This is a genomic window from Sutterella parvirubra YIT 11816 (assembly GCF_000250875.1).
GTDB classification, from domain to species: domain Bacteria; phylum Pseudomonadota; class Gammaproteobacteria; order Burkholderiales; family Burkholderiaceae_F; genus Sutterella; species Sutterella parvirubra.
The window spans coordinates 31436-33095 of sequence record NZ_JH605008.1 but is presented as its reverse complement, the minus strand read 5'-3'; the positions used below and the strand labels follow the sequence as shown (position 1 = coordinate 33095).

At 68.3% G+C, this 1660-nt stretch carries 1 protein-coding gene; it reads right to left on the bottom strand.

Annotated features, from left to right (window positions below):
• A partial coding sequence (locus tag HMPREF9440_RS08545; protein WP_040765205.1) for a hypothetical protein occupies window positions 1-1349 on the bottom strand: 1349 nt, incomplete at its 3' end.
• Between the last annotated feature and the right edge of the window lie 311 nt (window positions 1350-1660).

The following is a 1660-nucleotide window of genomic DNA, read 5'->3' as shown; positions in this document are numbered from 1 at the left end:
GAGACGGTCGGCGTCCACGAGGTGTTCACGCCGAAGGCGTCCGGAGACCCCGAGGCGCCGGGCGTTCCCTTCGCCCCTGCCCGCACCTGCCCGGTCACCGGGTCGATCACGAGGTCGGGCGAGGCCATCAGGCCCCAGGCGCGCCCGAAGATGAGGAGGTCCAGGGGCGTGGGGAAGCCCAACACGAAGCTGCCGCCGGGAATCAGGAACCAGATTTCGTTCGCGCGGTCCGTGACGCGCTTCGCGCGGAGGATCTCGTCCCTCGCGCAGGACCAGTCCGTGCCGCCCGTGAGCGACCGGGCGTGAAGGCCCCAGTTCGTAACCCACAGGTCGTAGTCGTCCACCTGAATCCACGGGGAGCGCTTCGACGGGTGCGGACGGGACGCGGCGGTCTCATCGGCATCATCGGTTTCATCAGTCTTACGGGCCTCGGTGGTTTCGTTGGTTTCGCCCGCTTCGTCGGCTTCGCGGGCCTCGCAGGTGTGGGATGAGGCGTCCGTTTCCGAGGCGGCCTTTTCTTCCCGCTTTCCTTCAGGCTTTTCTGCCGCCTCTTCCGTCTTCTTCTCTTCGTTCTCCTCTCCCTGCGTCTGCGCCGCACGCTCCGCCCGGCCCACCCGCACGCGGGTGCGCCAGAAGGCGCGCTCGCCCGAACGGAACCCGGTGGCGCCGAGGTCGTAGAAGCGGTGGGTTCGGGCGGACTGCCGCCGCACGTCCCCGACGGTCGCGGGGGCGGCCGTCGCCGAGCGACAGAGAAGCCCCAACCCGATCGCGATGGAAACGACCGCGGCGAGGATCGGGACGTATTCACCTGCGGGCATCGCCGCGCCGCCCGTGATGCCGAGAAGCAGGAGGGCGTCCCCCAACACCGTCCGCCAACCCCAGCGGGGCGCCTCGTCGGGAAGGCGCCATTTGCGGGACGCGATCTCGACCCGGATCTCCGCATCCCGCCGGCACTTGACGAGCCCGAGCGGCACGACCGTCGAGATGAAGGCGAGCACCGGGAAGACGAACCGTTGGTCGAACCCCGACAGCTCCGCGCCCTGCGCCCAGGCCGAAAAGCACACCGCCTCGAGAACGGCGCCCCAAAGAATGAAGGCCCAGCCGACCGGACGCACGGCACGCGCGAGGGCGAGGCCCTGACGCAGTCCCCGCTTGACCGACGAGAAGGGACTCCGGGGGCAGTCGTCGTCGGCGAAGAGACTCGACGGCGCGAAATCGGGCGCTTGGGCTGATCCGGCGGAGAGGCCCTCTCCCGCGGACGGGCGTGACGTCCTCCTGGCGGACGGGATGGCGTTTTCGAGGGGATCGGTGGGATCGGCGGGATTGGTCGGGTCGGCAGGGGTGGTCATGATGGTCGTGCTCCTTGGGCTGCCGTATTGTCGCAAGCCGGTGGCCGAAACACCAAGTTTCGGCGACTTCCTCTGCCGACCGTTCAAAACGAACGACCGCAGATCCGAAAACCTGCGGTCGTTGCGTCGGGTGCGTGAAGGAACCCTATCGGCTTACGCCTTTTCAGCTCCCTCGGCGGCTTCCTCAGCCTTGGGGGCTTCGGCGGCCTCCGTACTCTCCGCCTTCGCGGCCTTCGCCTTCGAGGTCTTGGCGGTCTTCTTGGGCGCTTCTTCCGTCTTGGCTTCAGCCTTCACCTCAACCGACGCTTCCG